This window comes from Psychrobacter immobilis (assembly GCF_904846175.1).
Taxonomy (GTDB): Bacteria; Pseudomonadota; Gammaproteobacteria; order Pseudomonadales; family Moraxellaceae; genus Psychrobacter; species Psychrobacter immobilis_E.
Map to the genome: position 1 here is coordinate 37,029 of NZ_CAJGZM010000001.1, position 13,512 is coordinate 50,540.

The 13,512-nt window shown below is 38.2% G+C and carries 14 protein-coding genes and 1 tRNA gene; 10 read left to right on the forward strand and 5 right to left on the reverse strand.

All coding sequences use genetic code 11. The annotated features are described in order from the left end of the window. The first annotated feature begins 434 nt into the window (after positions 1-434). The 4 genes from JMW39_RS00120 (at position 435) to JMW39_RS00135 (ending at position 2,647) form a co-directional block, all read left to right on the forward strand. Complete coding sequence (locus JMW39_RS00120) at positions 435-995, forward strand: hypothetical protein (protein WP_201542917.1); 561 nt, start codon at positions 435-437, stop codon at positions 993-995. Between the two features lie 65 nt (positions 996-1,060). After that, positions 1,061-1,900, forward strand: a complete 840-nt coding sequence (locus tag JMW39_RS00125; protein ID WP_201542918.1) for a hypothetical protein — start codon at positions 1,061-1,063, stop codon at positions 1,898-1,900. 72 nt (positions 1,901-1,972) lie between these two features. Beyond that, positions 1,973-2,048: transfer RNA gene (locus JMW39_RS00130), tRNA-Arg, on the forward strand. A gap of 146 nt (positions 2,049-2,194) precedes the next feature. Continuing rightward, positions 2,195-2,647 carry an Arm DNA-binding domain-containing protein gene (locus JMW39_RS00135; protein WP_201542919.1) on the forward strand — a complete coding sequence of 151 codons (453 nt, stop codon included), beginning with the start codon at positions 2,195-2,197 and terminating at the stop codon, positions 2,645-2,647. 151 nt (positions 2,648-2,798) lie between these two features. Here JMW39_RS00135 and JMW39_RS00140 read toward each other — a convergent pair whose 3' ends face one another. From JMW39_RS00140 to JMW39_RS00150, 3 genes are all read right to left on the reverse strand, one after another. Then, on the reverse strand, positions 2,799-3,113 hold the full coding sequence (locus JMW39_RS00140) for a hypothetical protein (protein ID WP_201542920.1): 315 nt from the start codon (positions 3,111-3,113) through the stop codon (positions 2,799-2,801). Between the two features lie 159 nt (positions 3,114-3,272). Next, positions 3,273-3,890, reverse strand: coding sequence for a hypothetical protein (locus tag JMW39_RS00145; RefSeq protein WP_201542921.1), 618 nt, complete (start codon positions 3,888-3,890; stop codon positions 3,273-3,275). A 43-nt stretch (positions 3,891-3,933) separates the two neighbouring features. Beyond that, complete coding sequence (locus tag JMW39_RS00150; RefSeq protein WP_201542922.1) at positions 3,934-4,266, reverse strand: hypothetical protein; 333 nt, start codon at positions 4,264-4,266, stop codon at positions 3,934-3,936. 658 nt (positions 4,267-4,924) lie between these two features. Between JMW39_RS00150 and JMW39_RS00155 the strand changes: the two genes are divergently transcribed. From JMW39_RS00155 to JMW39_RS00165, 3 genes are all read left to right on the forward strand, one after another. After that, entirely contained in the window at positions 4,925-5,410 is a 486-nt protein-coding gene (locus tag JMW39_RS00155) for a hypothetical protein (protein WP_201542923.1), read from the forward strand. A 69-nt stretch (positions 5,411-5,479) separates the two neighbouring features. Beyond that, a complete protein-coding gene (locus tag JMW39_RS00160; RefSeq protein ID WP_201542924.1) occupies positions 5,480-6,046 on the forward strand; it encodes a hypothetical protein in 567 nt (188 codons plus the stop codon). An 892-nt stretch (positions 6,047-6,938) separates the two neighbouring features. Then, positions 6,939-7,547 carry a hypothetical protein gene (locus JMW39_RS00165; RefSeq protein ID WP_201542925.1) on the forward strand — a complete coding sequence of 203 codons (609 nt, stop codon included), beginning with the start codon at positions 6,939-6,941 and terminating at the stop codon, positions 7,545-7,547. Between the two features lie 395 nt (positions 7,548-7,942). On the opposite strand, the gene JMW39_RS00170 is transcribed toward JMW39_RS00165, so the two are convergent. Further along, positions 7,943-8,221 carry a hypothetical protein gene (locus tag JMW39_RS00170; protein WP_201542926.1) on the reverse strand — a complete coding sequence of 93 codons (279 nt, stop codon included), beginning with the start codon at positions 8,219-8,221 and terminating at the stop codon, positions 7,943-7,945. Between the two features lie 96 nt (positions 8,222-8,317). Next, the gene (locus JMW39_RS00175) at positions 8,318-9,205 is read right to left on the reverse strand and encodes an ABC transporter ATP-binding protein (protein ID WP_201542927.1); all 888 of its coding nucleotides are present in this window, start codon (positions 9,203-9,205) and stop codon (positions 8,318-8,320) included. Positions 9,206-9,395: 190 nt separating this feature from the next. Here JMW39_RS00175 and JMW39_RS00180 point away from each other — a divergent pair, with 190 nt between their 5' ends. From JMW39_RS00180 to JMW39_RS00190, 3 genes are all read left to right on the forward strand, one after another. Then, positions 9,396-9,578, forward strand: a complete 183-nt coding sequence (locus JMW39_RS00180) for a hypothetical protein (RefSeq protein WP_201542928.1) — start codon at positions 9,396-9,398, stop codon at positions 9,576-9,578. A 779-nt stretch (positions 9,579-10,357) separates the two neighbouring features. After that, on the forward strand, positions 10,358-12,031 hold the full coding sequence (locus JMW39_RS00185) for a glycosyltransferase family 2 protein (RefSeq protein ID WP_201542929.1): 1,674 nt from the start codon (positions 10,358-10,360) through the stop codon (positions 12,029-12,031). A 120-nt stretch (positions 12,032-12,151) separates the two neighbouring features. Beyond that, positions 12,152-13,510, forward strand: coding sequence for a glycosyltransferase (locus JMW39_RS00190; RefSeq protein WP_201542930.1), 1,359 nt, complete (start codon positions 12,152-12,154; stop codon positions 13,508-13,510). Positions 13,511-13,512: the final 2 nt, after the last annotated feature.

Sequence of the window (13,512 nt, forward strand, 5' to 3'; positions counted from 1 at the left end):
ACGCTATTTTGAACTGACTATAGATTCTTAATGCATATTGATAGTTATTAAGAAACACACTAAAGGATACTCACCAATCCATGTTTCGCAGTCGTTACTACTCTGTATTTCTGCTAGCATAATGACCATAATTCAATATTAAGCATCTTAAAATAATACTAACAGCCAACGATGACTGGCTCATTACTTATAAGCTTGAGAGATTATAAAAAAAGCAAATATGAGTGTGCCATTGATACTGGCTATTTACCAGTTTATTCACTGCGCTAGCATGACCTCACGACAGTCAGTGTCGCGCTATTATACCGCTTATCGTTGCTGAAAGATTATTGAGCTGTAAAACAAGATAGTGTTATTTTCATTATGTCGCAGTTTGCCATTGTTGCTACTTAAGCGTTCAATCATTTTCTATATTAACGAGATATTATAATACTATGCCTTTGCGTCCCATTGATGCCATCTTCGTTCATCCTAAACGGCGATTATATGTTGTATATTATCGCGGTGAGCTGTGGGCACTGCCACGCATGAAAATTGATGATAGGTCGTGGCAAAATAGGCAGCCCTATACCGATGATAGTACCTTGCTTTATCTAAGCATTCATCAAGCCATCAGTGACCCCGTGCTCGCGCAAAAACTACGTACTTTGAACTTGCCAGCGGCAGTTCGCGGCAGCACGTTACCACGCTTTGAGGCTTGGTGGGAGACAAATGGTTTTAAGTGGCTAAAAGATAAGCTTGCGACAGGTGAATCACCATTAGCCGCTCACCAAACGGGAGCGCCTAAAATAGCGGAAACAAAAGCGATTGACAAGCAGACGGCTTCCCCTTCAAACTACCAACCTGCGCCATTAAATAACGATAGCGCCATTAAGCAAAATAGCACCATCGAACAAAAAGGTAGTGAGCAACCAACAGCTGCTGTAGAAGCGATAGATATTTTTGCTGATATGCTGGCAGATTTGGCGGATGAGGTGTTAAATCAACACGAATAAATCTGCTACCATTCATCCTCTATACAAATCATTGATGACATTAACCAAGAAAAGAACGATAACCTATGAAAGATTACAAGCTGCTATTAGCGGGGCTTATTTTACTGCTGTTGATTATTTTTATCGCCATCTTTACTTGGTTATGGACCAGTAACCGCAAAAACATGGATCCTCTGCCCATTTTGGCAAACAACAATAATTCATCGACTGCGGATAATGACGAAAATGCCATTGCTAAAAGCACCTTGCATATACAAGCAGAAGACAAGCTAGAAGCGCCTCTAAACGCCGTTATCGCAAGCTTTCAATCACGCTATCCGCATGTGCAGATAGCGACTAACTATGTCTCTTCTGCTGCCATTCTCACTTTATCTGATAGTGACTTTAGCGACAGTAATCGCACTGACGATGAGCGTGCGTCTTATGTCATTAATACCGATTTGATTATTGCCAATGGCAAGCTGTCAAAAGAGCGCTTATCACCTTTGCAAGAAAAAATAAAGACGGCTCAAGATAAGCACAATCGAAGCAAAGTGAATAATAGCAGTGCGCAAGATAGTATGGTAGAAGATGGGATTGGTGAAAATGGTAAGACTGATGCTGAATTTGCTGCTCAAGCCAAAAGCGATAATACTAATACCCGTAGCATTAGCTCTTTTAGCTATGCCTTACAAGATACGCAAGCAGTAGATGGCGTTGTATTAACGCAGAACCCTGCTGCGATTAACTTTAGAAATTTTTTGCTCTCAAGTACCGGTCAAGATATCTTAAGTCAGTATAATTATAACAATATCGACGGCTATAAGAACGATATGTCTGATTTATTCAAACCCAGCTCACGTGCCAAACAAGCAACAGGTGAGCACTCAGTAGATGTGGGCGACGCGCTTAGCAATGGCAAATAATCATAAAGCCCGATGCCTAATGATTACTCATTGCTTTTATAAATCATTTTTTCTACAATGGCACTCCATTACGCGCCTATAGCTCAACAGGATAGAGCAGTTGCCTCCTAAGCGATCGATCGGGGTTCGAGTCCCTGTGGGCGCACCATCGAATACAAAGAAACCTTGTAGCGTAAAGCATACAAGGTTTTTTACGTCTATAGGCTGATATTAAATAGCCAACAAGAGCATTTTTTGTTGTTAATTATTCATTCAGGTTGTTGTTAAACCTCTTAACGCCTTGAGTTATAAGCCATGACGAGAAGACAAGACTATCGATTAACTGACGTTGGCGTGAAAGCAATAGCCAAACAGTCCACACTCACCAAAGTCACGCGCCATGGTGATAGCAACAATTTATACCTTATACAACATCCAAATGGATCGTTATTTTGGCAGATGATCTATCGCTATCAATCTGACAAAGACCTTAAACCGAAGCAAAAGACCTATCAGATAGGAATTTACAAGCCAGCCAGACAAACTATTGACTCTACATTCAAACCACAAGTGTCGCTAAAAGAGGCTCGGCTGACACGCGATAAAGCTCAGACACTCCTAAATGATAGCATTGACCCTACAGAACATAAAAACCATGAAAAAAATAACTTTGAGCAAAAAGACTTATTTAGAGTAATTGCCAAAAGTTATATTAACGAAAGATCTAGCACTACACCCAAAAATGTTCAAAACTTCATAACTATCTAGATGAGCATATTGCACCCCATATCGGTGACTACCCTATTACCTCTATCACGGCACAGGACGTAATTAAAACTGGATTATCGATCCAAACTTACTTTGAATAGAGCGGCAAATGGACGACCGATACTTCACATAAGTGCGTTGCCTCATTAGCTCAGTCTTTGAGTATGCTATCAATACTAAGACCACTTAACAGTGACAGCAGCAGTACTGCATACCCAGTACGACTCTCTTTATCAACATTTATAAAGCGCTGCCAAAGCGTGCCAAATAGCATCTGATAGTCAATAATACTCAGCTGACGATGATTAGTGGCGAAGTGAAACTGATTGCGACTAGCATGTTGATGGTTATTTTTTAATCGCCATTGCTGCAGCTCAGAGGATTTAGCAATTTTTGTGGCTGGCTTAAAGTCATTGTCTAGCAGTGGTACTTCGTCGTCATCGGCAATATTTTCAGCAATTGCCACGTTACTGTGCTTTTTTGATTGTTTCGTACCAAACACTATTCTTTGTAGTGGCTCATTATCTATCAGTACTCACCGCTGTCTTTATGACTGTTTGAGCCGACTTTACACGTTTAGTGCTCTCAGTATAAGTTTTGCCAACAAAGGTTTTATTATCAATCGCTACCTCATAAGCCAGCCTGATTTGACCGACTTTACTACTAAGATATTGATTGGCTGTTTTACCCGTTGCCTCTTCCTGCTTGACCTCATGCTTGCTTCATATTGTCTGATATGAAGCAAGCATGAAGTCAAGCTATCGCACTGAGCGTGAATGCTGATTAACTGGTCGAGAATCTTACGTTGTGGGTCAGTAGGTCTTAGTGCCATACGAATGCGCACGCCAAGCTTATCTATTTTGGCAAAGTACTTGTCGTGACGTGCTGTGATCATAACTATCACTTTCAGATAACCACTCATAAAACGCCAAGCATTATTATTGATATCAACTTCGCCATATGCCTGATAAAAGACAATTAGCAGATAGCTGACCGCCCACTCTCCAGTTTTACCTTGCCGAATGATTTGTGTCATTACCTCAGTGCAGTTTATGCCAGTAAAGTCTGCAGAATTAGATTCCGATGTTGAGTGCAATAAATCAATATCATCATCTGGCACTAAAAAACTTATCACATCGATCACAAGCTGAGACATTTGTATGTGATGTAGTGAATCTATTGGGATAAGCTTATCCAACACTCGCCTATCGGTTACCTTATTAAATGGTTTAGTGTGACCCATAAGAAGTGTCCATCCAACTCAGGTTTTTAGGTAAGCGCAACATTTATTGATCATTGGTAACTTTACACTGCTGATACTCATAAGCGCTTTGGTTGATACCAGCAGACTTGCAATAATTCTCTACCGTCAGACGCTCAATATTCATAAGTTCGCAAACAATACTTTTTGGTGCACTGGAGCTTAATTCTTTTAAAAACTCAGGGTGATTAATTCCCCTTGAGAAGGCCAGCTCGACAAACTCACTCCAAGCCAAGCGCTTAATATCTTTGACGCTTTCAGCAGCAACTAAGCAAGGCTGACGTAAACTCGTCTCTTCTATAAGAATTTTATCAAACCTTCTAAACTCATTAAAAAAAACAATAAGTCTGATTCTCACCAATTACTAAACGCAGTGCTGGTCGATAATAATCATCCAAGCTAGCCATATTTATACTAGCTATTTCTTGGTCTAAACTGCTGCCAAACTGTCAATGCTTTTTGCGCATCTATATGTATAACCAAATTCCTTTTATCAAAAGTTAAGAACTTCTGAGCAGGTTTGAGATTAATAGTATTCATTATATTTATCTTAATAGTGAATACTATTATGTTATAAGCTATCGGGTGTCAAATCCTTTAGTTTAGCTGTTATAAAAATATACTTATTATTAAGCATCATAAAATTCATGCAATTTAAAAATAAAAAAAGACTCTTTAAGCTATATTTCTCATGGCTTAAAGAGTCTTTTTTTAATCTGCATTTTTATTTAGGTAAATAGCTCAAAGTTGGGGTCTATACTAAAGATACGAAACCATTAGTTGGTAAAAAAATTTTGAAACCATCTTGTTCTGCTTCACTCCTTGACCCCATTAAGCCCTGAAACCGACTAATAGCCTTAACTACTAAAAACGGGGATATGCTGTAGAAGTTTTAACTTGATAAGCAACCGTTCGTCGGTTAAAAAAATAACCAGTATTTCAGACGCTATAATCGACTCATCAGAAAGACAGCCAGTCATTCTGACTTAACCTAAAACTCACAAAAGGATATATTCATGAAGCTCACAAAAATACTGATGGTTACTCCATTGCTATTACTTTCTATTAGCGCTATTGCCGGCATGGGTGATGTTAATGGCGGTACCAAATGCACCACCGTTGACTCTATTAGTAAGAAGAAGGCTATCGTAAAAGCTTGTACTTACGATGGTGCAGTAGGCGGGAGTATGAGTTATGCAATTAGCCAACTAAATTTCAAAATTTCTAAGGGTAGTACTTATCGTACCGTCAATAATGCTACGTTTGATTTTGATAAAAACGGAAACGTCCAAAACTTAAAAGAAAGTATCTCAGTCAATGGTAAAGCAGCTGAAATAATAAATTTACATCATAAGACATTTAAAAAAATATCTGATAAAGAAATAGAAAGTCGCTATGAAAAGAAAAGTCCTGACTTTTCTGATGTCTTACAATGCTTCAAATATATTAAGAAAGACACTGCTTTCTGTGTACCTTATGAATTTATTAGCAGCATCTCCTAACAATTATTTGGCTATAATACATTCTTTAGCATGCACCCGAACAACCTAAATTTATCTATTGGAGCAACTATGAAATCTCTTTCTCTAACTTCTTTGACACTATTCGCGACTGCATATTTACTATCTACTACTACTCTAGCTGCCCCCAGCTCCTCTAAAATTATAACCAGCTACAAAAGCAATGATATGGTTCATGTGTTTGGTTGGATGGAAGATGCTTGTCATGGTGAAAAGCCACCTTATAAAAAGATTTCCAGTAAGAACTCGGCGTTTACAGACAGCATCAGAGGCCAAAGAGCTTCTGGTGACTTTGTGAAGCCAAAGACCCAATGGTTATCAGAATATCGAAATATGATAAAAGATGTAAAAATGAAGGTAGGTGAACCATACACTGAATATCGAGTTATTTTCAATAAAGGCGTTACCTACCGTGGTCAGCCTCTAGAGGAGTATACATTCAGTTTTATACCTGAATCATCAGGTGGTGAAAACGTTTTAAAGTTTGCATCGACTGCGACTGTACCTACCATTATGCCGAACTTTCAAACTCGAACCATGGAATACTGGGGTGAGATGGAGAAGAGAGGGGTCGAATACAACTCTAAAAATAAAACGGTTACCTGCTATTTTTGGTAAATAGCTTTTTTTCGAAAAGTTGTAGTTTCTACTGTCAGATTCATCTTTCTAAACTTACAGTATTTAGATTACTAGTATTATCGAAATACCACTAAAGAGTTTGAGTATGATGCCCAAAAGATATGCTGAAGAAACTGTACGAGTAAGCTTGGTAAACTAAGCATCATAATAGGAAGTCAACATGATAAGTGGGAATCTACAATGCCGAAGTCGTCAAGAAGGTAGCGGATAATAATGGTAAATTTTCAACGTCTACAAAGCATCTAGCCATAGAAATCCAGACCCTATCTAATTGGCAGAATAAATTAAATCAAGGCAAGCTTATTGACAAAGAACAATACCGTCCTGACGTTATGGCCGCTCTTGAAGGAATAAAGCAACTTTCTAATAATCATATTTTTATTTATTAGGTACCACAGCCATGCATTTTTTGTTTATAACCTTATCAAAGATAGATATTGTCAACAGCATAACTAGACAAGATCTTGACTATAGAATAATTGCTAACCTATGACTAGCATAACCTATCAAGTATTTATTATTTTTAAGATTTCTTAGGTACTCGCTTTACATCCGGGTTTGCCCTTGTATGGTATTGGACACAAAGTACAATTACCTTAATGTCAAAAAAGCCCCTAATAACATAGATTGTTAGTGGCTTTAATACTAATTTTTTAGAGTTTGATCAATTATGATGAAAAAAGTAATCCTCAGCATAAGATATGGCATTAAAAAATAGTTTTAATATATTTTTTGCTCAATCTTAATAGTTAAATCAGAAGTATAATCTCATTTAAAGTTTTAGCCTTTCTTGCATCCTTTTACACATCATTAGGATTAAGGCCATTATACGAAATGTCGTATCACCATCTAAGCTATTTTAAGGTTAAAAATGTCAATAAAAAATCCTAATGACGGTAAATACATAGCTGATACAGCGCAAAACCGCAGCATCATACGCTCCGGCCAATATTCTAATACTTATTCTAACACTAACTCTTATAATGGGTATTATCAGTCTCAAGATAGTTATGTAGGCTCGTCTAATGAAGCGTCATTTTTAACAAAAATAGTGTTATACATAGTGGGCCTTGGCCTGTTCTATGAAGCTTTAAATATGATAACGCCATATTTTGCAAACTATGCCAACTATTCATATCCATACAAACCTATCGCAATATTTTATGATTACACCATTACTGTTCCATACCAAACGGTTGATAGAGTATGGTATTGGTTAGCAAGTTTAGAATTGGCAGCCGCTGAGAATACAAGCTTTATCATTGCTTGTATTGGTATTGCTATCTACGCATGTGTATTACTTTTTCTATATAGTATATGGATTAATACAATAGCGAAGATTTTCCGCCATCCTGTTACTAATAGACCATCTCGTGGTGCCGCATGGCTGCTATTTATCTTGCCCGCATTATTTGCTCTTATTTGGTACATCGTACCTGTTACTTGGCACTTCATAATAGACTTGATCAACTATCTGTAAGCAAATTAAATACTGAACTGCCCCGACTATATCGGAGACTGTTTGCTTAAGTTAGACCGCCAGGCCTAACTGACCTCTGCTGTCACATCCGTAGACATTAACTTGGGAGACTATAATTTAAAAAAATTGATCTGCTGTCTATTTTTATTAAGGTATAGTTTTAAAATTAACATTGATAGCGAAGAATGATTCAATGCTAGAGTAGACCAAATATTAATTTAAACTATAACTTATTAGGTGGCATACCCGCCGATACTATGGTATCCAAAATATCAATAATATCTCCATATGTCATGAATTTATTTTACTCTGATGAGTCGAAAACACTCTACATACTATTATTTGTATAGCGTAAAAGGCTGAGGTATGAAATTTACTTTTCTCAGGTGATGTTGTTAATATTGGGGTTTGGTCCAGTGCACGGTATAAGCTAAGATCAAAGCGAGCATGGTGGCGCTCAGAGCACTTACTGTCGCCACAAAAAAACTATTAAACATCACCTGCTTAAAACTATCACTACTTGCGATACTCTTATAGTTATCTAGGCCAATGCCATCGCCGACATTTAATGATAACGCCAGCATTTTACCTAAAGGTACAAATAGAAAGGCGATGAATAAAATCGTCACAAATAGCCAAATGACTTTTGCTTGGGGTGGATTACTAAGCTTCATAAACGTCCAAAACAATCAAATGGTCAGGTTTTTACTGAATGACATTTATAGTCATTATCTCAGTTGCCAATTCAGTCATTGTCAGCTTTTACAAAATCAGCCTTTCACAGTATCTTTTGACTTTTGCTTATCATTAATAGGGATAGCTTTAGAATCAGCCTGACGAGGGCTAATATCAGCCTCATACTGCCCATAGTTTTGGGTTTGAGTGTATTTACTTAGCGGATCAGCTTCAGATATACCGTTGGCAAATAAGCTTAAAATATTGCGACGTTTGATATTGAGCTGATTTAGAATGAAGTTGGTGACAAAATTACTGGCGGGATTGTGTATGATTTCAGCGGGTTCAGCGAACTGCGCTACTTTGCCATTTGATAGCAGTAGGATGCGATCTGATAGCGTCATCGCCTCTTCTGGGTCATGGGTGACAATTAAAGTAGTCAGCTGATAGCGTACCGAAATCTCACGAATACGCTCTTTGACGGTTTCTTTAATCACTCCATCTAATGCCGACAAAGGCTCATCTAACAGTAGTATTTTGGGCTTCATGACTAACGTACGTGCCAGCGCGACACGTTGCTTTTTACCGCCTGATAGCTGATGAATACGCTTACTTAGATGCGCTTTAACATCGAATAAGTCGATCAGCTCATCGACGTCTTGTTGTGTACTCACATTAGGATTGTTACGCAGACCGTATTCGATGTTTTGTTTGACATTAAGGTTGGGGAATAACGCATAGTCCTGAAAGACAATATTAAAGCCTCTTTGTTTCATAGAAACGCGGGTAATATCTTCGCCGTTATAGGCAATGCGGCCGCCACTAACATCAGTTAAACCCAAAATCATATGCAGTAAAGTAGTCTTGCCACAGCCGGACGGCCCTAAGATTGAAACTATCTCGCCCTTGTTAATTTTGAGTGAAAGATCCTCGAATATCACCTTGTCATCATATCTCTTTGTAACGTGTCTTAGCTCTAACATATCCACTCACCTAATCGCTTATAATCATCCGTTTACTTACTTATCTTGCGTAGGTCAGCAGTTTATCTAGCAGATATGACACTTCGATGAAAAAATGAAGGCTAGACAACCCTATTTGCGCTAAAAAAGCTTAAAACGAGTGAACCGCGCCCGGATTATCGGAGAATTAACTTTCTTAGAGAACATGACGATGAAAGCACGAAACTACACACCTGAAATTAAAGAGCGAGCCATTCTTATGCTGATTGAAGCAGCAAACGACTACCCTCTACATGGACAGCCGTCCAAGTCATCAGTGGCTGGGAATTTTTTGACCGTTGCTCGCGACCATGATATCGAAAAAGGGTGGTGTATCAAAAAGCATGCTGATTAAAAATTTAAATAAACATTAAAGCCTTATAGAATCAAAGAACTTAGCATGAATTTCTTATTAACTCTTATAGTCAACATTCTTTTTAGAACACCACCTAAATATCAATTTAAACTATAACTTATTAGGTAATAAACACCTCATTATTGTGGTGTTCGAAGTATCAGTAAGATCTATACATCTAATAAATTAATTTTACCTTGATAGGTGTAGAAAGCACTACATGCTATTATTTACATAGCATGTAGAACTTAGGCATGAAGTTTAATTGTCTTAGGTAATGTTGTTAATATCGGGGTTTGAAAAGAAATGGGCACAGGCAAAGTTTCTACGCCAAGGCTGGATGGAGAATAATCTGCCTAAACTATTTTATGATATGGGTTGTATCGATTTTATAAAGACTTAACTAAGCAAATACGTATCTTAAAGGTGTTTATATTTAGTTAAAAACATACGTTTTAATAAATCCTTAGCCCTAGTTAAAAAACTCTGACCTTTTCTCCAAAAAACTCAGGTTAGCTACAGAAGCGACGGCATAGATTAAACAGGCACTTGAATTGGCTAAAGATTTATATAAATTACTTACTCTTACACAAATTACTTAGCCTTACACTATTAAGAATTATTAAACACTTATCCATCAATTTCTTATCATGCTTTAAGCTATTATATCCCACTAAGTAAATATACTACTAATAAGTATCAGGTAATATTGGTGCTTGTAGTTATTACTATTATTTCTAATGGAATAGCAAAGTTTGAACCGTAAATAGGGATGAGTTATGGCGATCAATAATGGAATGTGTACTAAAGAAGGTTTGGAGTATGTAAAAGGGTGGGAAACTATAAATAGCTATCCTGTAGATAATGACGTAAAAAAAAACCATTTACAAGTCGCTACGGCTGCTTTAAGTTTTCAATTGATGACATGTGCTGAGCCACCAGAACTAGTCATTGCCACTATACAATCCCTCCTTTCGATAAAAAAAGACTGCGATGAAATTATTATTATTGATAATAATAATACTGACACATCCATGTATAAACCATTGGCAGCATTTTGTGCCAGTTTAGATCCTGAGCTACAGGTATATTTTTATCATATTGACGAGGTAGAAGGATTTAAAGCGGGTGCATTAAATTTAGCATTAGGATTAATGAGCCCAGATTGTACGCATATTGTCGTCGTTGATAGTGATTATCAGGCATTGTCACACGCTAGAGTATCGATAGCTGACGCTATCGAAAAGTATCCTGCTCACACTCTACTTCAGTTTCCACAGTTTTACCGTAACGTTGGACAAATAGATATTCATAGCGAATTAAACCACTATTTCAATCAGCACTTGTACCGTCCTTTTAATCGCAAGCGTGCGTTATCAACAGGAACTTATGCGGTGATACGCCGCTCAGATCTTTTAAGCTTAGGTGGCTGGTCAGGGGCATCGATTACTGAAGATGCGCAGATGGGTGTTCTGATGCACCAACAAGGTTTGCGTAGTCAATTCATACCCAAAGTGATTGCCACCGGTTTATTACCCAATACGCTGAATGACTTAATGTCCCAACGTCGACGCTGGATCTATGGGAATATGCAAGTAATAAACAACTACTTCTCGATAGCTACGTCCTCAATGCACGAACAATGTGTGGAGAGAAGTCAAACGTCGATTCCTGTTAGCCCTCTTAATGAATCCACTTTCAATAGCACAAAAGCAAAAGGTGTCTGCGAACGCCTAGCCTATGCGCGTGCACACTTTTCTCAACTCAGCGCTTGGGTAAACCTCACTGGTTTCTTTATTTTTCTGCAAATCTGTACACTACTCATTATCTCAAGTACGCTCTTTGCTCCTACACTTTTTGATATTAAAAACGAGTTGTTTTTACTTATGCCTTTATACCTTGTATATGCAAGTTATATGGTTTTTCTTGTTAGGCGTTTATGGGCATACTTACAGGATCAGTCGCCGCTTAATAAGCAAGTGAATAAAAACTATCAATCAACTATGAAAATGCGTTTGAGAGCATGGTTGATGCATTTGAATTTTTGGGAACTTGGGGCGCTATCATGGTTACCCGTTATATGGGGGAGTGAAAAACCATTTATATGCACGCCAAAGCATGAGCATATTCATACTCGTCACTCTTTATGGCAAGCAAATATAGCAGCATTACCCAAGCTGCTTTTGGTCCTCAATATTATTACAGCGCTTGTAGTAGCGCCTTTCTCCCCTCTTTATGCTCCAGTATTATTTGTCTGTGCTTTGGTGATTTGCCTGTTAAAAATCGCTGCAGCAAAAGTGGCATTTGATAACTTTGCTGTTACAGAGCAAAAACTTAACAGCATTAGTATCAAGTCTAAACCTGCGGTCGCGCAGGCTAGAAAACAAAACAAACCGCTAAGACCGTCTAAGATTGAAACGGTATTTGAAAACAAAAAAATTACTAATTCTTGATCTTAAACATGATCTATTTTTGAAAACCGATGTTATAGAAATATTTTTAATAATTTGTGTGTATAAAAACCTGTCGTTCTTGCCAATTTAAAATAATCGCTATTCTTATTTGAGGTTTATATGTCTTTCGCTCTTTCTGTTGGCTATGTAAGCTCTATTGATGCTAATAATAAACGCTCTATCGTAATAACCAATAAACCATTGCGTATAGCAATCATTGCACACTGTTTATATCCTATTGCTCAGCCTTACGCAGGTGGACTTGAGATGATTACGCAACTCATCTGTGATGAGCTTGTTGCTCAAGGTCATGAGGTACTGCTTTATGCCAGCAAAGACAGTCGAACGCAAGCAACCTTAGTTCCAATGCTAACCCGAGCTGAATTTGATGCCACTGTCTATGATAATGAACATGAAGCGCTAGGCATGAGCCGAGAGGAGATGTACCAGTACTTGGTCTATCAACGTGTACTGCGCGACATTATTGAACGTGATGCACGCAGTGAAATTGATATCGTGCATAATCACAGTCTACACCATATACCGATGATGACAGGTCAAGCGTTTGGTGCTCGATTTTTCACTACTTTTCATACGCCTATTTTTCCGCAGTTGCGTCTGGCGCTTCTGACGTTACGTCATGGGACAAGCACCCAGTTTACCGCCATCAGCAAACACCAACAGCGGCTTTTTTCTGAGTTCGTTCCCTCACATGTCGTTTATAACGGCATCGATGTTGAATCCTTTATAGCTAATACTGAGCCTACGGATAGTTTAATTAGGGAGCATGGCGAGGTTTATTTTTGGTACGGACGTATCTGTCCCGAAAAAGGCACGCATTTGGCCATGCATTATTGTATGGCAGCTGGAAAAAAACTCATTATTGCCGGACCTAAAAGTAATGAAGAGTACTTTGATCAACAGGTGGCAACTCTACTATCTCAAGACGGTCAAAATGGTCAGAAAAAGCTGTTTGATTACGTCGGTCATGTGATTAAGGAAGATGTAAATCATTATTTACACCGAGCAACTGCCATGCTATTTACCAGCACTTGGGATGAGCCTTATGGACTGACACTAGCTGAAAGCTTGGCGTGTGGCACACCGGTGATTGGTTTTGATGTGGGTGCAAGCGCTGAAATCGTCACGCCTAGTACAGGTATTATCGTTGCTAAGGAAGATAAAGAGGCGTTTATAAAGGCTTTTTCTGAGATTAAACACATATCGCGTCAGGCTTGCCGCGAACGTGCTTTACAGTTTTGCTCAGTATCAGCGATGGTAGAAGGATATCTTGCACTATATAAAGCGGCAGTAAGAGAAAGACAGGCAAAAAAGAGCTTTGATAATTCACGAAATGAACATCTGGCACAGAGTTCATTTACCCGTAATGATAAGTTAAATTCGTCAACGAGTTCAAATCTTAAATTAAACCATACTTCAAGCGATCGCTCCATCATTATGAACCTTGAGGAGCATTGAAT